Source organism: Neorhizobium puerariae, assembly GCF_042429745.1.
GTDB lineage: Bacteria > Pseudomonadota > Alphaproteobacteria > Rhizobiales > Rhizobiaceae > Neorhizobium > Neorhizobium puerariae.
Genome location: NZ_JBHMAA010000017.1, coordinates 169,984 through 187,194, shown reverse-complemented (window position 1 = coordinate 187,194; position 17,211 = coordinate 169,984). Strand labels below are relative to the sequence as shown.

Annotated in this window: 18 protein-coding genes; 8 read left to right on the top strand and 10 right to left on the bottom strand. The window is 63.2% G+C overall.

Annotation, left to right across the window (positions count from 1 at the left end):
- Nucleotides 1–62: 62 nt before the first annotated feature.
- On the bottom strand, nucleotides 63–569 hold the full coding sequence (locus ACFFP0_RS16560) for an NUDIX hydrolase (RefSeq protein ID WP_377262860.1): 507 nt from the start codon (nucleotides 567–569) through the stop codon (nucleotides 63–65).
- Between the two features lie 293 nt (nucleotides 570–862).
- On the opposite strand from ACFFP0_RS16560, the gene ACFFP0_RS16555 reads away from it, so the two are divergent.
- Genes ACFFP0_RS16555 through glcF form a run of 3 tightly spaced genes read left to right on the top strand, consistent with a single transcriptional unit; the run spans nucleotide 863 to nucleotide 4,808 of the window.
- Nucleotides 863–2,302, top strand: coding sequence for an FAD-linked oxidase C-terminal domain-containing protein (locus ACFFP0_RS16555; RefSeq protein WP_377262857.1), 1,440 nt, complete (start codon nucleotides 863–865; stop codon nucleotides 2,300–2,302).
- Nucleotides 2,299–3,504: a glycolate oxidase subunit GlcE gene (glcE, locus tag ACFFP0_RS16550; protein ID WP_377262854.1), complete on the top strand. Its 1,206-nt coding sequence runs from the start codon at nucleotides 2,299–2,301 to the stop codon at nucleotides 3,502–3,504. The genes ACFFP0_RS16555 and glcE overlap by 4 nt, the downstream gene beginning before the upstream one ends.
- Nucleotides 3,504–4,808, top strand: a complete 1,305-nt coding sequence (gene glcF / locus ACFFP0_RS16545; protein ID WP_377262851.1) for a glycolate oxidase subunit GlcF — start codon at nucleotides 3,504–3,506, stop codon at nucleotides 4,806–4,808. The genes glcE and glcF overlap by 1 nt, the downstream gene beginning before the upstream one ends.
- 61 nt (nucleotides 4,809–4,869) lie before the next feature.
- On the opposite strand, the gene ACFFP0_RS16540 is transcribed toward glcF, so the two are convergent.
- The 3 genes from ACFFP0_RS16540 to ACFFP0_RS16530 all read right to left on the bottom strand — a co-directional run bounded on the left by ACFFP0_RS16540 (nucleotide 4,870) and on the right by ACFFP0_RS16530 (nucleotide 7,366).
- Nucleotides 4,870–5,592, bottom strand: coding sequence for an outer membrane protein (locus ACFFP0_RS16540; RefSeq protein ID WP_377262848.1), 723 nt, complete (start codon nucleotides 5,590–5,592; stop codon nucleotides 4,870–4,872).
- Nucleotides 5,593–5,770: 178 nt separating this feature from the next.
- Nucleotides 5,771–6,463 (bottom strand): L,D-transpeptidase, encoded by a 693-nt coding sequence (locus tag ACFFP0_RS16535; RefSeq protein WP_377262942.1) that lies wholly within the window; start codon nucleotides 6,461–6,463, stop codon nucleotides 5,771–5,773.
- A gap of 147 nt (nucleotides 6,464–6,610) precedes the next feature.
- Complete coding sequence (locus tag ACFFP0_RS16530; protein WP_377262939.1) at nucleotides 6,611–7,366, bottom strand: L,D-transpeptidase; 756 nt, start codon at nucleotides 7,364–7,366, stop codon at nucleotides 6,611–6,613.
- 227 nt (nucleotides 7,367–7,593) lie between these two features.
- On the opposite strand from ACFFP0_RS16530, the gene ACFFP0_RS16525 reads away from it, so the two are divergent.
- On the top strand, nucleotides 7,594–8,223 hold the full coding sequence (locus ACFFP0_RS16525) for a DNA-3-methyladenine glycosylase I (protein ID WP_377262845.1): 630 nt from the start codon (nucleotides 7,594–7,596) through the stop codon (nucleotides 8,221–8,223).
- Nucleotides 8,224–8,483: 260 nt separating this feature from the next.
- Nucleotides 8,484–10,487 (top strand): FIST N-terminal domain-containing protein, encoded by a 2,004-nt coding sequence (locus ACFFP0_RS16520; RefSeq protein ID WP_377262842.1) that lies wholly within the window; start codon nucleotides 8,484–8,486, stop codon nucleotides 10,485–10,487.
- A gap of 7 nt (nucleotides 10,488–10,494) precedes the next feature.
- On the opposite strand, the gene ACFFP0_RS16515 is transcribed toward ACFFP0_RS16520, so the two are convergent.
- From ACFFP0_RS16515 to relB, 6 genes are all read right to left on the bottom strand, one after another.
- Complete coding sequence (locus ACFFP0_RS16515; protein WP_377262839.1) at nucleotides 10,495–11,193, bottom strand: HAD family hydrolase; 699 nt, start codon at nucleotides 11,191–11,193, stop codon at nucleotides 10,495–10,497.
- Between the two features lie 76 nt (nucleotides 11,194–11,269).
- Nucleotides 11,270–11,665, bottom strand: a complete 396-nt coding sequence (copM, locus tag ACFFP0_RS16510; protein WP_377262836.1) for a CopM family metallochaperone — start codon at nucleotides 11,663–11,665, stop codon at nucleotides 11,270–11,272.
- 59 nt (nucleotides 11,666–11,724) lie between these two features.
- Nucleotides 11,725–12,102 carry a hypothetical protein gene (locus tag ACFFP0_RS16505; RefSeq protein WP_377262833.1) on the bottom strand — a complete coding sequence of 126 codons (378 nt, stop codon included), beginning with the start codon at nucleotides 12,100–12,102 and terminating at the stop codon, nucleotides 11,725–11,727.
- A gap of 66 nt (nucleotides 12,103–12,168) precedes the next feature.
- Nucleotides 12,169–12,921, bottom strand: coding sequence for a hypothetical protein (locus tag ACFFP0_RS16500; RefSeq protein WP_377262830.1), 753 nt, complete (start codon nucleotides 12,919–12,921; stop codon nucleotides 12,169–12,171).
- A 2-nt stretch (nucleotides 12,922–12,923) separates the two neighbouring features.
- Nucleotides 12,924–13,193 carry a type II toxin-antitoxin system RelE family toxin gene (locus ACFFP0_RS16495; RefSeq protein WP_377262827.1) on the bottom strand — a complete coding sequence of 90 codons (270 nt, stop codon included), beginning with the start codon at nucleotides 13,191–13,193 and terminating at the stop codon, nucleotides 12,924–12,926.
- Nucleotides 13,177–13,407 (bottom strand): type II toxin-antitoxin system RelB family antitoxin, encoded by a 231-nt coding sequence (gene relB / locus ACFFP0_RS16490; RefSeq protein WP_377262824.1) that lies wholly within the window; start codon nucleotides 13,405–13,407, stop codon nucleotides 13,177–13,179. Before relB ends, ACFFP0_RS16495 begins: the two co-directional genes overlap by 17 nt.
- 143 nt (nucleotides 13,408–13,550) lie before the next feature.
- On the opposite strand from relB, the gene hisS reads away from it, so the two are divergent.
- The 3 genes from hisS (at nucleotide 13,551) to hisG (ending at nucleotide 17,194) form a co-directional block, all read left to right on the top strand.
- The gene (hisS, locus tag ACFFP0_RS16485) at nucleotides 13,551–15,110 is read left to right on the top strand and encodes a histidine--tRNA ligase (protein ID WP_377262821.1); all 1,560 of its coding nucleotides are present in this window, start codon (nucleotides 13,551–13,553) and stop codon (nucleotides 15,108–15,110) included.
- Nucleotides 15,111–15,314: 204 nt separating this feature from the next.
- Entirely contained in the window at nucleotides 15,315–16,499 is a 1,185-nt protein-coding gene (locus ACFFP0_RS16480; RefSeq protein ID WP_377262818.1) for an ATP phosphoribosyltransferase regulatory subunit, read from the top strand.
- Entirely contained in the window at nucleotides 16,496–17,194 is a 699-nt protein-coding gene (gene hisG / locus ACFFP0_RS16475) for an ATP phosphoribosyltransferase (RefSeq protein ID WP_377262815.1), read from the top strand. Before ACFFP0_RS16480 ends, hisG begins: the two co-directional genes overlap by 4 nt.
- Nucleotides 17,195–17,211 lie beyond the last annotated feature (17 nt).

Sequence of the window (17,211 nt, the reverse complement as noted above, 5' to 3'; positions counted from 1 at the left end):
CGTGGCCCACCGCCTAATGGTAACGGGTCGCGAAGGCAAGATTGCGAAGGCTGTGGAACCGCCTAGCTTGCGGCTTGTACGGGCAGTGGCGGAATGCGCGGCTGCATTCTTCCGGCAAACTCCAGAAGAAGAATCTTCAGTTCCGGTTCGTTCACCCGGTTTGCGGCTTCTTCGCAGGAAACCCATTCAAGGGTTCTCGTTCCCTTTTCCGGGAAGCTCTTGAGGCACTCGCCGACTTCCAGCGCATGCACCTGCACCAGCACCGGTATTTTCAGGCCGTTGTCGAGCGTCTTTCGGTAGGTATAGTAACCAAGGGGTTCCTTCTCGACCTTGCCCTTGACCCCGACTTCTTCGAATGCCTCGCGCTCGGCGACCTGATGGGCCTTCTTGTCGGCCATCGGCCAGCCCTTGGGGATCACCCAGCGGCCGGTATCGCGGCTTGTGGCGAGGAGAACCTCAAGCTGGCCCTGCTTCTTTTTCATCCGGTAGCACAGCGCGGCATATTGTTGCCGCGGAGGCCGCTGCAACATCAACCGAAGATTGCTGGTAACCTGATTCATGAAGCTCAATTTCTGCTCTGCCTCCGATAGAAACACATTTTACTAATATAGTGATTGCGCGAAGCTTAACGAGATGATCACAACCGTTTTGAACAAGAATCATCGCGGAGGGGGGTCACCAAGATAAAATCCATTGTGGCTCACCCTTGTCTAAGGTCAACTGATAAATTGCACACCTGTTCATTTTATGGCGGCTTTGTGAAACAGCTTGGCCTGATTGCGACAATACCACAAAGAAAGTTGAAGCAACGGCCTGATCGTGGAATAGGATGCAGGAAAGAATAGCATAAAGGGAGGTTGCCGTGTCCGAAGCTATCCGCTTTCTGCCGCCCCGGCAGGCCGTGCTTTCGCGCCGCGCCGCGATCATAAGCGATCTCGCCGATCTCCTGCCGGCGGATTGTCTCGTGCACGAGCCGCGCGAGCTCGTTCCGTTCGAGACGGATGCCTTCATCTCCTATCGCCGCCTTCCGCTCGCCGTCGTGCTGCCGAAGACGACGGCGCAGGTTGCGGCCGTGATGAAATACTGCCACCGCTATGGCGTTCCCGTCGTGCCGCGCGGCGCAGGCACATCCCTGTCCGGCGGCGCCATCCCGCAGGAGGATGCAATCGTGCTGGGCCTTTCCAGGATGTCCCGCATCCTGGAGGTGGATTATGCCAACCGCACGGCGATCGTTCAGGCCGGCGTCACGAACCTGAGCATTTCCGAAACGGTCGCCATCGACGGGTTCTTCTATGCGCCCGATCCAAGTTCGCAACTTGCCTGCACGATCGGCGGCAATATCGGCATGAATTCAGGCGGAGCCCACTGTCTCAAATACGGCGTCACGACCAACAATCTGCTCGGCGTCAAGATGGTGCTGGTGGATGGCACCGTGATCGAGCTCGGCGGCAAGCATCTCGACAGCGCGGGTTATGACCTGCTTGGCCTCGTCTGCGGGTCGGAAGGACAGCTCGGCATCGTGACGGAAGCGACCGTCAGGCTGCTTGCCAAGCCGGAGGGCGCCCGGCCGGTGCTGTTCGGCTTCGATACGTCCGAAGCGGCAGGTGCCTGCGTGGCGGACATTATCGGTTCCGGCATCATTCCGGTCGCCATCGAATTCATGGACAAGCCCGCGATCGAGATCTGCGAGGCTTTTGCCCAGGCCGGTTATCCACTCGATGTCGATGCGCTTCTGATCGTCGAAGTCGAAGGCTCCGAAGCGGAGATGGACGCGATGCTGGCGGACATCGTCGAGATTGCCCGCCGCCACGGCGTGAAGACGGTGCGCGAGTGCCAGTCGGCGATGGAGGCCGCGCTCATCTGGAAGGGCCGCAAGTCCGCTTTCGGCGCCACCGGGCGCATCGCCGATTATATCTGCATGGACGGCACCGTGCCGCTCGGCAAGCTCTCCTACGTGCTCAACAGGACGGCGGAGATCGTGGAACGCTTCGGCCTGCGGGTTGCGAACGTCTTCCACGCCGGCGACGGCAACATGCATCCGCTGATCCTTTTCAATGCCAACGATCCGGAGGATGCCGCGAGAGCCGAGGAGGCCGGCAACGAGATCCTCAAGCTCTGCGTCGACGCGGGTGGCTGTCTGACCGGCGAGCACGGCGTGGGCATAGAGAAACGCGACCTGATGCGGCACCAATATGCCGACGCAGACCTCGACCAGCAGATGGCGGTGCGTTCCGCTTTCGATGAAGGCTGGATTCTCAATCCGTCGAAAGTCTTCCCGCTGGATGGACGGCCTGCCGCATGACATTGACACCGCATACCGAGACGGACGCGGCCTACGTGATCCGCAATGCCGCCACCCAGGGCACGAAACTGGCGATATACGGCGGCAACACCCGCAGCGGGTTCGGCAATCCGGCCTCGACCGAAGAGGCGCTCAGTTCCCGCGGCCTCACCGGCATCGTCGACTACGAGCCGGCGGAAATGGTGATGACGGCGAGGGCCGGCACGCCGGCTGCCGAGATCGAGGCGGCGCTTGCGGCCAACGGGCAGATGATGGTCTTCGAACCGATGGATCACCGCGGAATCATGGGGACATCCGGCGAGCCGACGATCGGCGGCGTGTTCGCGGCCAACGTCTCCGGTCCCCGCCGCTTCGTGGCCGGGGCCGCGCGCGACAGCCTGCTCGGCATCCGCTTCATCAATGGCCAGGGGCAGGCGATCCGTGCCGGTGGCCGGGTGATGAAAAATGTCACCGGGCTCGATCTGGTGAAACTTCTGGCTGGTTCTCAGGGCACGCTGGGATTCCTGACCGAAGTGACGTTCCGGGTCCTGCCCGTGCCGCCGGCGGTGGAAACGATCGTCATCTCCGGTCTCAACGACGCGGTGGCCGCCAAGGCGATGGCCGCGGCCATGGCGCTGCCGGTCGAAGTCTCGGGTGCCGCGCATCTGCCGGAAAGCGTGAGGGGGCGTTTCCTCGCCGGGGCCTTGCCGGAAGGGGAGGCGACCGTGCTGCGCCTGGAAGGGCTTGCTGCTTCCGTTCCGGTGCGGGCGGAAAAGCTTGCCGCGGTCATGAAGGCGTTCGGCGCCGTCTCCAGGCTCGGCATCGAGGAGAGCAGCAGGCTCTGGCGTGAAATCCGCGACGTCCATCCCTATGCGGACGGTACTGAGAAGCCGCTGTGGCGCGTTTCCGTCGCTCCGTCCGCCGGTCATCAGCTCGTCGCCGCGCTGCGTCTCGAAGCGGGGATCGATGCCTTCTATGATTGGCAGGGCGGGCTGGTCTGGATGCGGATGGATGCTGATCCGGAAGCCGAATTGCTGCGCCGCTATATCCGGGCGCTCGGCGGAGGCCATGCGACGCTGCTCAGGGCACCGGATGCGATGCGGGCTCACACGCCGGCCTTCGAGCCTTTGCCGGATGCCGTCGCCGCGCTTTCCGCGCGCGTGAAGCAGAAACTCGACCCGGCCGGTATTTTCAGCCCGGGCAAGATGGGAGGAACCCTCTGATGCAAACCTCCTTCACGCCCGCCCAGCTTGCCGATCCGCATGTGGCCGAATCCGAAAAGATCCTCCGCCGCTGCGTGCATTGCGGGTTCTGCACCGCCACCTGTCCCACCTATGTGACGCTCGGCAACGAGCTGGACAGCCCGCGCGGGCGCATCTACCTCATCAAGGACATGCTGGAGAACGGCCGTCCCGCCGACGAGGAGGTCGTCACCCATATCGACCGCTGCCTGTCCTGCCTTGCCTGCGTCACGACCTGTCCGTCGGGCGTCGACTATATGCATCTGGTCGATCATGCCCGCATCCACATCGAGAACACCTACAGGCGTCCGTTGATCGACCGGCTGATTCGCAGCCTGCTGGCCGCCGTATTGCCCTATCCGGCCCGTTTCCGCGCGGCTCTCGTCCTGGCGAAGCTGGGTCGGCCTTTCGCGCCGATGCTGAAGCGCTTTCCGGCACTGAAGCCGCTCGGCGCCATGCTGGATCTTGCGCCGAGGACCGTCGGCAGGGCGTCCGAGGCCGCAAGGCCGGGCTCGAATCCGGCGCAGGCTGCGAAGCGCGGCCGTGTGGCGATCCTTTCCGGCTGCGCGCAGCCCGTGCTCGATCCGGGTATCAACGGCGCGACGCTGCGGCTGCTCGCCCGGCTTGGCGTCGAGGTGGTCGTGCCCGAGGGGGAAGGCTGCTGCGGTGCTCTGGTGCACCATATGGGGCGGGAGGATGCAGCGCTCGATTTCGCCCGCCGCAATGTCGATGTCTGGACCCGCGAGATCGAGACGGGCGGGCTCGACGCCATCGTCATCACGGCATCCGGCTGCGGCACCACGATCAAGGACTATGGTCACATGCTGCGCCTCGATCCGGCCTATGCGGAAAAGGCGGCCAGGGTTTCGGCGCTCGCCAGGGACATCACCGAATATCTCGCGATGCTCGACCTGCCGAAGCTGGAGCCGAAGCGGCTCAACGTCGCCTATCACTCGGCCTGTTCCATGCAGCATGGCCAGAAAATCACGGCCCTTCCGAAAAACCTTCTGAAGGCGGCCGGCTTCACCGTGCGCGATCCGGCGGAAGGGCATCTCTGTTGCGGCTCGGCGGGCACCTACAACATCCTGCAGCCGGAGATTTCCGCGCAGCTGAAGGCGCGCAAGGTGAGAAACATCGAGGCGACCAAGCCGGATGCGATCGCGACCGGCAATATCGGCTGTATCACCCAGATCGCCAGCGGCACGGCGATCCCCATCCTGCATACCGTCGAACTGCTCGACTGGGCCTATGGCGGCCCGAAACCGCAGAAACTGGCGGGCAGGTGAACGATCCGAACAAAAAAAGCCGGCGAAACCGCCGGCTTTTTCGATGCGAGACCTGTCAGCCTCAGAATTTGTAGGACACACCGAAGTTGATCGCGTGCGTGAGGATATTGGTCTTCAGCGAAGCACCGTTGTCGATATCCACGTCAACCCAGGAATAGTTGCCCTTGTATTCGGCGAAGGCCGACCAGTTGTCCGTGAACTGATAACGGACGCCGGCCTGGGCCTGAACCGTCGCGCCGCCGAACTGGTAGTCGAAGGTGCGGCCGGACGGGCGCGTGACTTCCACATGCGGCACGTTGATACCGACACCGGCACCGACATAGGGCGTCCACTTGCTGCCCTCGATCGGGAACTTGTAGAGCGCGTTCAGCGTCAGCAGGTTGAGGCCGTCGGTGAATTCGAAGACGCTCCAGCCGCCGGCCTTCGCGAAGGTCTCGTCGTCGGCATAAACCTTGGCATGGGTATAGTCGAGCGAGACACCCCAGTTGGACAGCGCGCCGCCGTCAAACCAGTAGGTGCCGCGAATACCCCAGTAGGGCGGCATCGCGAAGGGCTTGGTATCCCAGCCGGCCGTGAAGTCGGCCTGGTCGGAAACCTCGACCTTGGAATGCGGCGTGAACTGGTAGCCGCCGTAGGCGGAGATTTCCCATCCGCCGTTGCTTGTCTGGACGGGAGCGACATACGGCGCTTCGGCGGGGGCGAGATCGGCAGCGTGAGCCGGTGCGAAAGCAACGACAGCGGTCAGAGCCGTGGAAACCAGGGAAAGCGAGAGAAGTTTGCGCATGAATCGGCCTGCAGAAAGGATTTGGCTTTTGATGATGCACTCTAGCTGCGGAAGCGGTGGCGGTCTGTGCTTTTTTTGCACCAGTTGGCCACGAAGCTAGGCGGGTTATGGTTAATGAAAGCTGAACCTATGGAAAAGGGCGGCAAAGCCGCCCTTTCGGGGTGGATGCGGCAAGTTGTCAGCCGCCGAAAATGGTGCGGAAAATGTCGATGCCGCGATCTTCGTAATTCACCTTCCCCTGGCGGTTGCCGGGGCCGATGACGATGACCCTGGTGCCGATGTCGGCGCGGGAATAAAGATGCTCCACATCCTTGTTCATCATGCGGATGCAGCCCGAGGACATGTTGAGGCCGATCGTCCAGGGCTGGTTGGTGCCGTGGATGCGGAAGATCGTGTCTCGGCCGCCCTTGTAGAGATAGAGCGCCCGGGCGCCGAGCGGGTTGTCGATGCCGCCTTCCTGCACGACGGGCAGGATGCGGCCTGCGCGGGCCTCGCGGGCGCGCATTTCGGCCGGCGGCCTCCACTCGGGCCATTCCTGCTTGCGGCCGACATTCACCACGCCGGACCAGCCGAAGCCTTCGCGGCCGACGCCGATGCCGTAGCGGGTCGCCCTGTTGGGGCCTTCGACATAGTAGAGATATTTGTTGTTGGTATCGACGATGATCGTGCCGGGCGTTTCGATCGTCGAGAAGCGCACCACCCGTCGCTTGTATTTCTCCGGCACTTCCCGCGGCTGCGCCACAAGGGTGACGGCGCTTGCCGGACGTTCGACGCGCGGCGCTGCCGGGCCGATCGCATTCGCATTTCCGGCGGTGAAAAAGATCGCGCCGGCCAACCCCATGGCCGCTGCGAATATCCTGCCTCTCCTCATTCCCACGGTCCTCTTCCATCTCAGGATCGCAGGAGGCTAGACGACTTGGGCGTCAAAGCAAGACGGGACCGGGCGAATAAAGAACATGTGATGGCGAAAAGGCGGCGGGACTGTGTCTTCGCCGCCTCACCTGCCGGCCCTGAAAGCCTACATCACGATGACCTTGGTGCCGACGTTCACCCGCTCGTAGAGATCGACGACGTCCTCGTTGCGCATGCGGATGCAGCCGGAGGAAACGGCGCTGCCGATCGTCCACGGGGCGTTGGTGCCGTGGATGCGATAAAGCGTCGAGCCGAGATACATGGCGCGGGCGCCGAGCGGGTTTTCCGGCCCGCCGTCCATCCGCGCCGGCAGGTAATGGCCCTTGGCGGCCTCGCGGGCGATCATCTCCTTCGGCGGCGTCCAGTTCGGCCACTCGGCCTTGCGCGTGACGCGATGCTCGCCGGCCCATTCGAAGCCGGGCTTGCCCACGCCCACGCCGTAGCGGCGGGCCTGGCCGTCGCCGGTGACGAGATAAAGGAAGCGGTTGTTGGTATCGATGACGATCGTGCCGGGCTTTTCCCTGGTGTCGTAGGCGACCGTCTGCGGCAGGAATTGCGGTTCGATCCGGCTGCGGATCGGCTGGGGCCGCATGGCGACCGGCTGGGCGCGGTCCTGATCGAAGATGCCGCGGCGCTGCACGGCCCGCTGTTCGCGCTGCCGGTAGATGACGCGCGGCTGGGCGGGCTGACGCGGATAGACGACCGGCCGGGCATTCGGGCCGGCGAGCTGCATCACCCACGGGGCGGCGAGATCGGGGCTGACGATGACGGGCGGGCGTTCGCGGTAGCGGTCGTTCGCAAGGGCGCCGCCGGAAAGGGCGGCCGCAAGGCCAAGGGCCAGGAGCAGGGTTTTCTTCATGATCGGGTCCACGCGTTACAAATCACCGACCGGGCGCGGGCCGATGCAATCGCAGCGGGCGCCGGTGTTGACGAACATGGTGAGCGAGAGGTGAAAGCGAATGGTAAACGGGTGGAACACGGACGCACGCGCGGCATATAAACCTTCCGGCAGGGTTACCGGCCGGTTTGGAAACATGGTTGACCAGTGCTAAATCGGGCGGAAAAGCGGTTAACGACAGGGAATCGGGGATGGAAAAGGCGGGAATCATCACAGGCGAGGACGGCAGGGGCCGCTGCTTCTGGCATGGCGGGCTGGAGGATTACCGCCGTTACCACGACGAGGAATGGGGCCGGCCCGTCACCGACGATTTCCGCCTGTTCGAGAAGATCTGCCTGGAGGGTTTCCAGTCCGGCCTTTCCTGGCTGACGATCCTGAGGAAGCGCGAGAATTTCCGCGCGGCCTTCGCCGGTTTCGATTTCGACAAGGTGGCGAAATTCACGGAGGACGACGTCGCCCGCCTTCTTTCGGATGCGGGCATCGTCCGGCACCGCGGCAAGATCGTCTCGACCATCAACAATGCGGCGCGCGCGATCGAGCTGCGTGAGGAGTTCGGTTCGCTCGCGAGATACTTCTGGAGTTTCGAGCCCGGGCCGCACGAGCGGCCGTCCGTTGTGGATCTTGAAACGCTCCGCGCCAATCCGACGACGCCGGTTTCCGTCCGGCTGTCGAAAGCCTTGAAGAAACGCGGCTGGACCTTCGTCGGCCCCACCACCGTCTATGCGTTCATGCAGGCGATGGGGCTCGTCAACGATCATATCGATGGTTGCTTCTGCAGGCGCGAGGTCGAGGAACTCAGGCTGAAATTCAGGCGGCCATAGCTTGCGGGACGGCCGGGTTTCTTGATTCTTGTCAAGAACAGGAGCGGATCGTTATGTATATTCCGGCCATTTCTTGAGGAAAGTCAATTTTACTTCTCTTTGTCATAAGTATTGATACTGAGGGAAAGTCTTGTTTTACTAATTTATAAAGGAAATCGCATAGCGTTGGCTCCGAGGTGAGCAGGGATGACGATGCGATGATTCAATTGTTCAAGAAGAGAGAGCCTGTCTCAGTCGAACTTCCCGTTGAGGACACGCCTGTGAGGACGCAGGTCGTGGTTCCCGAAAGGGCGAAAGCCGCCGCGGCCCCGACCTATGAGCCGATGCGGGTCGTCCGGTGCAGTTCCGGCCTGGAGGGCCTGACCGATCAGGATTTTCTGTTTTCCGGGCGGCGTGCAAGGCTTGTCATGGCCTATGTCTCGCCGCATGTCGATTTCAATGCCGTGATCGCCGGCATCCGCCGCAAGTGCGGCGACATTCCCCTGATCGCCACGACCACCTCCGGTGAGCTCTGCAACGGCGCAACGCCCGGCCGGGAGCCGCTCTATTGCGGCGCCGAAGGGAGCTGGGACAATCTCGTCGTCCAGATTTTCAGCCCCGATCTGCTCGATGCCGTGTCCGTTCACGCCGTGGGCCTCGCGAATGAAGACATCCGCGCCGGCCGGCCCTCCAAGTCGCATGAGACGCGCGTGCGCGAGATCGTCAGGAACCTCTCCCGGATCGACGTTCCGTTCGGGTTCTCGTCAGACGACACGCTGGCGCTGACATTGATCGACGGCCTTTCGGCATCCGAGAACTATTTCATGGAGGCGATCTACAGAAGCGACCGGTTCCCGTGCCTGTTCATCGGCGGATCGGCCGGCGGCAAGCTCGATTTCAAGAATACCTTCATCTACGACAACACGCGCACGCTTGAAGGCCACGCGGTGGTCGTTTTTGTCAAAATGGCCAGGGGTTCGCGTTTCGGCATTTTCAAGTCGCAGAATTTCGAGCCGACGGACCGCTCCGTCGTGGTGATCGAGGCATCGGCCGAAACCCGCCAGGTCAAGGCCGCCATCGACGTTACCACCGCCGAGATCGTGCCGATCGTCGATGCTCTCTGCAAGCTGATCGGCTGCCGCCGCCATGAGCTTGCGAAGAAGCTCGAAGGCTATTCTTTCGCAATCCGCATGAATGGAGAGCTGTTCGTGCGCTCGGTCGCCAAGATCGATATCGAGAAGGGCGTGATCGGCTTTTATTGTGACGTGAACCCGGGCGACGAATTGTATCTGGTGAAGGCGACGGATTTCGCCGGCCAGACCCGCCGCGACATGGAGAGTTTCTTTCGCGGCAAGCCGAAGCCGGTTGCGGCGATCCTGAATGACTGCATTCTGCGCCGCCTGAACAACGCCAGGGAGCTGGACCGGCTTTCCGGGGCATGGGATGTGCCGACCGCGGGCTTTTCCACCTTCGGGGAGCTTCTGGGCATCAACGTCAACCAGACACTCACGGCCGTCGTCTTCTTCCGTGTCGAGGAAGGGCAGGCGTTCCACGATCCCTATATCGACCAGTTCGCCATTCAATATGCCCGCTTCTGCCGCTATTTCACCGAGACGCAGCTCAACCGCCAGCTGTTGATCAACCAGATCCGCCAGAAGGTGATCGGCCGGCTGACCGACTTCGTTGAGCGCTCCACCATGCTGATCGGCCAGCTCGATCAGGTGGTCGGCCGCACCGATGACATGCGCCGCAACGTCGAAGCGATGCAGGAAGACATGGAGCACCGCATCCGCACCGTTTCCCATTCCGATCAGCAGGGCGTGCTGGAAGAGGAGTTCCGCAAGGTCGCCGTCATGATGCAGCGGCTGAACAATGTCGTCGGCATCATCGACAAGATCACCATGCAGACCAACCTGCTTTCCCTCAATGCGACGATCGAGGCGGCGCGCGCCGGAGAGGCCGGGCGTGCCTTTGCGATCGTCGCCAACGAGGTTCGCAACCTCGCCACCAGCACCAAGGAGACGCTCGACGCCAGCCGGGAATCGCTGTCGCAGGTCGAAGGCTCCATGAAGCTTCTCGGCCATCACATTGCCGTTTCGGAGGAAAAATTCGGCCAGGTGGAGGCCGGCTACGGCGAAATCTTCGACCAGCTGGACATGCTCTTTTCATCCTTTACCAAGATCAATGACGTCATGAACGAGGTGGAGCAGATGTCGCAGAATCAGAAGCTCATGATGGCCCAGGTGGAAACGGACATGGAGCGGCTGCGGCGGATGGAGGCGTAGGCGCGTCTCAGGGAAGCCGACCGAGCAGATCGGGCAGCTCGCCAAGATGGATTATCTCGCGAAAACGGGGCGCGTCGACGGGCTTGTCCACATGCTCCAGCACCCAGGTCAGCGCATGCGGAACGAAAATCCCGTAGCTGCCGGCCGCAATCGCCGGCACGATGTCGGATTTCAGCGAATTGCCCACCATCATCGCCCGTTCCGGCCCGTCGGCGACCTTCGAGAAGATGCGGCGATAGGTCGTGGCGTTCTTGTCGCTGACGATCTCCACGGCATCGAAGAGATCGCCCAATCCCGATTGGGCAAGCTTGCGCTCCTGGTCGAAAAGATCCCCCTTGGTGATCAGCACCAGCAGGTATTCGCCGTTCAGCGCCCGCAGCGTTTCTTCCACATGCGGCAGGGTCTCCACCGGATGGCGGAGAAGGTCGCGTCCGATGTCGAGGATTTCGTTGATCGTCTTGGCCGGCACCTTGCCGTCGGTGATCTCGATCGCCGTCTCGATCATCGACAGGGTGAAGCCCTTGATGCCGAAACCGTATTGTGCGAGGTTGCGTTTCTCCGCTTCCAGCAGGCGCTCCGAGATGCGCGCGCCCTCGGCGAAGTCGCCGAGCAGCGTCTGGAAATGCTCCTCCGTCAGCCGGTAGTATTGTTCGTTCTGCCAGAGCGTGTCGTCGGCGTCGAAGCCGATCGCGGTAATCGGGCGCATGGATCTTGCCTCCACACGCTGATATGGCGAAAAAGGAGACGCCGGGCAAGCGTCAGGCCTGCCCGGCGCGAAGTTGTTACTTGCCGCGCGCCTTCAGCCAGGCCTGCATCTCGGCGATTTCGGCTTCCTGCGCCTTGATGACGCCTTCGGCGAGCTTGCGGATTTCCGGGTCCTTGCCGTGTTCGAGCTCCACCCGGGCCATGTCGATCGCGCCCTGGTGATGCGGGATCATGCTGCGCACGAAGTCGACGTCGGCATCGCCGGAATATTCGACCGCCATGTCCGTGTGCATTTTTTCGTTGGCGGCCATGTAGCCCTTGGTGGCCGGTGCCTCGTTGGCCGGTCCGGAACTCATGGACATGTTCATGCTGGCATGGTCGTGCCCCGGCATCTGCTGCATCTGCTGTGCGGCGAGCGTGCCGGCAAGCAGGGCCGAGAGGGCGGCTGTCATGAGAATGGTTTTCGCAGACATGGTTTTTCCTTTCCCCGTGTCCGATGGAAATTGAATTGGATGGCCTGACGGAAATTCCGTCAGGCGCGGGGAGGAGGCGTCAGCGGGGCAGGGGCCGGGGCGACCAGCGCCCGCTCCATGGCCGGCGCCGGATAGGCGTAGCCGGGCGGGCCGTCATGGCTGGCGGCAATCTCCGGCAGCAGCGTCAGGCAGGCAGCGCAGAAGGGCATCGCACAGGTCTTGCCGCCATGCGGACAGGGCTTTTGCGCCTCGCCATGGGAATGCATGGCCTTGGCCGTCTCGACCGTCTCGACCGTCTTGCCCTGGCCGTGATGCCGGGAATGATCCTGCGTCGCGGTCGTTTGCTGCGCCATCGGCATGGAAGGCACGGCCATGGCCGGCATGGCTCCATAAAGGAGCCAGGCAAGGAACATGAATATGGCTGTGACACGCGACATGAGGTGAATCTACGATCGTTTGCGCCGAAATCAACCTCGCGAACATCACAGCATGATGATTGATGATCAAAGGGCGATGACGTCGTGCACCGCCTGACAATTCCTGTCGAGTTCGCCATAGGGCGCGACCGGCCAGGTCCAGGCGCGTTTCGCTTCGGGCGCCGGCACGCCGCAGAGCAGGTCGGCATCTTCCAGCAGGTTTCCGCTGCGGTCCGTGACGCGGTAGGCGGTGTCGGTGAGGAGCGCCGTCCTGCAGGGCAGGGCGGCCAGGCCATCGAGATGGGCGCGGATCAGCGTCCGCAATATCTCGTCCTTCCGCGTGTCGCTTTCCCGTTCCAGCCGTCGTTTCGCCCCGACGCCGATCTGCGAGAGGACGTTGGCCGAAACGACCAGATCGAGATACGGCACCTGACGGAGAAAGCCGAGCGGCTCCGCGGCCTTGCCCGCAAGCGCATCGCCGAACCCCGACAGGTCGCGGGAAATCAGCCGGATATTCCTGAAGCCCTTCGCCTTCAGCCATGTCCTGACGCTTGCCAGATGCACGAGGTCGACCAGCACGACGGTGTCGAAGGCTTTCGCGAGGTCTTCCGCGGGCACGTCGCGCAAAAGGCCGGAGCCCAGCACGACGACGGTGCGCCTCGCCTTCATCCCCGAAATCGCCTCGCGAATGAAGGCCTTGCAGTTTTCCTCGTGGGGCGCCCAGTCCTTCGCGCATCGGCCGGCCCGTGACCAGAGGCTGACGGAGGACCGGACGAAGGGACGGAATTCCCCGGGCGTGACCAATCGGGTCGCGGCATATTGGATGGCTTCGGCAAGCATGGTCAGCGATTGACCTCGCGCCGGTGGCCGATCTCGATGACCAGTACGATGAGGCGATGATCCTGAATATCGCAGATGATCCGATAATCGCCGACCCGGTAGCGCCAGTATCCGCCGAAGGCATGTCCTTTCAGGGCAGCTCCCAACTCCCTGGGGTTCTCGTGTGTTGCGAGTCGCTCCTCCAGAAAGGAAACGATGCGACCGGCGTCTCGCTTTGCGAGACGGCTCAATTGCTTCTCCGCACTTTCCCGGAACCTAATTGTCCAGGCCAAGGCGGAGCTTCACTTCTTCCAGCGTATATGTCGGCTCGCCGTTACGAATGCGTTCCATGGCGCCTTCAGCGGCGGCGATATCATTCAGATCTTCGAGATGCTGTTCGAGCACGTCAAGCATATAGGCGTCCGTTTCCGCACCGGCCTGCGCTGCATGCTCGGTAAGCAGCCTGTGCATTTCGTCCGGCATCTCGATCGTGACGCGCTTGTTCATGGCTTTTACCCTTTCACCACTCGAACATATAGCATCTGCCCCTCCACTTCACCAGTCGCCGCCCTTGCCGCTTGGGCCGTCATCCTCTAAGAAACCGCTCACAAATCCGGCCTCTTCCGGCCGCTGGCAATGGAATTTCGATCATGAGCGACAAGCAGAAGAAACCGCAGAAACTGAAGGCCCGCCTGCCGCGCGGCTTCGTCGACCGTTCCGCTGCCGATATCCATGCCACCGACGAGATGATCGGGAAGATCCGCGAGGTCTACGAACGTTATGGTTTCGACCCGGTCGAGACGCCGCTTTTCGAATATACGGATGCGCTCGGCAAGTTCCTGCCGGACAGCGACCGTCCGAACGAAGGCGTCTTCTCGCTGCAGGACGACGACGACCAGTGGATGAGCCTGCGCTACGACCTGACGGCGCCGCTCGCCCGCCATGTCGCGGAGAATTTCAACGAGATCCAGCTGCCGTTCCGCACCTATCGCGCCGGTTATGTCTTCCGCAACGAGAAGCCCGGTCCGGGCCGTTTCCGCCAGTTCATGCAGTTCGATGCCGACACCGTCGGCGCGCCGGGCGTCCAGGCGGACGCCGAGATGTGCATGATGATGGCCGACGCGATGGAGGCTCTCGGCATCAGGCGCGGCGATTATGTGATCCGGGTGAACAACCGCAAGGTTCTCGACGGTGTCATGGAGGCGATCGGGCTTGGCGGCGACGACAAGGCCGGCCAGCGTTTGAACGTGCTGCGCGCCATCGACAAGCTCGACAAGTTCGGTCCGGACGGCGTGCGGCTTCTGCTGGGCGCCGGCCGCAAGGACGAATCTGGTGATTTCACGAAGGGTGCGGAGCTCGGCGAGGGGCAGATTGATCGTATTCTGGCGTTCACAGAAATCGCTTCCGCAGTTGGGGGTGGGAAACTCGAAGCTGATCATGAGCGTGAGATTGCGCAGTTGACCGCATGCCGAGCGTTGGCATCACCGAGCGCTTCAGGTGCAGACGGCGTAAATGAACTTATTACAATTGCTGAGTTGGCGCGTGCAGCTGGCTACGGCCCTGACCGCATCAAGATCGACCCCTCCGTCGTCCGTGGCCTCGAATATTACACCGGCCCGGTCTTCGAAGCCGAGCTCCTCTTCGACGTCACCAACGAGAAGGGCGAGAAGGTCGTCTTCGGCTCGGTCGGCGGCGGCGGGCGGTATGACGGGCTCGTGTCGCGCTTCATGGGCCAGCCGGTTCCGGCCACGGGCTTTTCGATCGGCGTCTCGCGCCTGATGACGGCGCTGAAGAACCTCGGCAAGCTCGGCGAGGACGAGGTGATCGCGCCGGTTCTCGTCACCGTCATGGACGGCGATGTCGAGAGCATGGGCCGCTACCAGCGCTTCACCCAGGCGCTGCGCGCCGAGGGCATCCGCGCCGAGATGTACCAGGGCAACTGGAAGAAGTTCGGCAATCAGCTGAAATATGCCGACCGCCGCGGCTGCCCGATCGCCATCATCCAGGGCGGCGACGAGCGCGCTCAGGGCGTGGTGCAGTTGAAGGACCTGATCGAAGGCAAGCGCCTCGCGGGCGAGATCGAGGACAATGCGGCCTGGCGCGAGGCGCGGGTGGCGCAGGAGATCGTGGCCGAGGCCGATCTCGTCGCCAAGGTGAAGGAAATTCTTGCCGCGCAGGCGGAGGATCGGCGGCGGGCAAGAAATGTCTGAGCTTCACCCCCCTCTGCTCTGCCGGGCATCTTCCCCACAAGGGGAGAGATCGGCTGGGCGCAGGTCCACCGCCTCCTATCTGACGTCTCGCCCTTCGCCACGGCCCTTTAGCAATAATGGTCGTGCCGCTTGTGATCTCCTCCCTTGTGGGGGAGATGCCCGGCAGGGCAGAGGGGGGTATCCTGATCGGCAGGGAGTGATCCAATGCCCCTGATCGACATGCCGGAGTTTTCCGGAGACCTTCTCGACGAATTTGCCGCCCGGCGGACGGAGCGGGTGAACACGCCCGTCATCCAGCCGGCCGAACCCTTCCTCGACATGGCGGGCGAGGACCTGCGCCGACGCATCTTCCTGACGGAGAGCGAGACCGGCGCGAACCTCTGCCTGCGTCCGGAATTCACCATTCCCGTCTGCCTGCGCCACATCGAGACGGCGACCGGCACGCCCAAGCGCTATTCCTATCTCGGCGAGGTCTTTCGCCAGCGTCGCGAGGGCGCCCACGAATTCTACCAGGCCGGCATCGAGGACCTTGGCGACAAGGACATTGCCAGCGCCGATGCGCGCGCCATCGGCGATGCGGCCGGCATATTGAAGGTGCTGCTGCCCGGCCGGAAGCTGGAACTGACGCTCGGCGACCAGGCGGTGTTCGAGGCGGTCGTCAAGGCGCTCGGCCTGCCGTTCGGCTGGCAGCGGCGGCTGATCCATGCCTTCGGCGACATGGAACATCTCGAAGCGCTTCTCGAACGGCTTGCCCGGCCGCAGCCGGTCGCCGGTCTCGATCCCGCGATCGCCGCACTGATTTCCTCCGGCGACGAGGCGGAGCTGGTGGCGCGCATCGACCGCACCATGGAGGAGACCGGCTATTCGACCAATGCCAGCCGCTCGCCGGCCGAAATCGCAAGGCGGCTCAAGGAAAAGCTGGAGCTGGCCGAAACCCGCCTCGATGGCACCGCTCTCCTTCTGCTGCGGGAGTTCCTGACGCTCAGGCTGCCGGTTGCCGACGCTCCGGCGGCGCTGGCGGGCTTCGCGGATGCCGCCGGCCTGAAGCTTGGGCCGGCGATCGCGCTTTTCGACGCTCGGCTCGCGGCGCTCGCCAATGCCGGCGCCGATCTTGCGAGCATGACCTATCGCGCCGCCTTCGGCCGCCCGCTCGATTATTATACCGGCCTCGTCTTCGAAGTGACGGAGGCGGGTTCGGCCGCGGTTCTGGCGGGCGGCGGCCGTTTCGACCGGCTTCTGACCCTGCTCGGGGCGCGGGAGCACATCCCGGCCGTGGGCTTCTCGCTCTGGCTCGACCGGATCGAGGCTGCGAGGTCCGCTGTCGCGGGCCGAAAAGTGGAGCCCGGTTTCCGGGCAGAACCGCCGCGCGCAGAAAAGACCTCATCATGAACGCAATCACCATCGCCCTGCCGTCCAAGGGGCGCATCAAGGACGGCACCGTCGAAGTCTTCGGGCGGGCAGGGCTTGCTATTTCCGCCGTTGGCAACGATCGCTCCTATCGTGGCCGTATCGAGGGCATGGAAGGCGTCGAGATCGCCTATCTGTCGGCCTCCGAGATCGCCCGGGAGCTTGCGAACGGCGCCGTGGATTTCGGCGTCACCGGCGAGGACCTCGTCCGGGAAGGCATGTCCGGCGCGGACGCGCGGGTGGAATTCTGCGCGCGGCTCGGCTTCGGCCAGGCCGACGTGGTCGTCGCCGTGCCGGAAATCTGGCTCGACGTGGAGACCATGGCCGATCTCGGCGACGTGGCGGCGGATTTCCGCGCCCGTCATGGCCGGCGTCTGGCGATCGCCACGAAATACTGGCGGCTCACCCAGCAGTTCTTTTCGGGGAGCCACGGCATCCAGCTCTATCGCATCGTCGAGAGCCTGGGCGCGACGGAGGGTGCTCCGGCGGCCGGTCAGGCGGATATCATCGTCGACATCACCTCGACGGGCTCGACGCTCAGGGCGAACCACCTGAAGATCCTGTCGGACGGAGTGATCCTGAAATCCGAGGCCTGCCTGGTGAGGGCGCGCAAGCCGGGCCACGAGGAGGACCCGCGGGTGGCCAGGATCGCGGAGGCCGTGCGCGCCGCGCTTTGAGGCCTGTCGCCCGAAGG